The organism is Vibrio sp. 10N.286.51.B11, from assembly GCF_041469245.1.
In the GTDB taxonomy this organism is placed as follows: domain Bacteria; phylum Pseudomonadota; class Gammaproteobacteria; order Enterobacterales; family Vibrionaceae; genus Vibrio; species Vibrio crassostreae_C.
This window is the reverse complement of record NZ_JBFRKI010000080.1, coordinates 1-342: the sequence shown is the minus strand read 5'-3', so window position 1 is coordinate 342 and position 342 is coordinate 1. Positions and strand designations below refer to the sequence as shown.

Here is a 342-nt window from a genome sequence, read left to right as displayed (position 1 = left end):
ACTGACTACAATAGCAAATATGCCACTCATGCGTATAGGCGTTGAAGCGTGTGGTGGTGCACATTATTGGGCAAGAACACTCAATAAACTGGGTCATGACGCCCGCATCATGGCCGTTAAATACGTGGTTCCTTATCGAACTAAAGGGAAGAACGACCTTAATGATGCAGTAGCTATCTGCGAAGCTGTTCAGCGACCATCCACTCGCTTTGTGCCCGTAAAATCACCAGAGCAACAAGCCATCCTATCGGTACATAGAATGAGAGAGCATTGGGTTCGTGAACGCACCGCGCTTATGAATCGCATGCGCGCCCTACTTTCTGAGTTCGGGTTGATCATTCC

1 protein-coding gene is annotated in these 342 nt (G+C 48.5%); it reads left to right on the top strand.

Annotated elements, in window-relative coordinates:
- A partial coding sequence (locus AB4154_RS22370) for a transposase (protein WP_372124148.1) occupies positions 1 to 342 on the top strand: 342 nt, incomplete at both ends.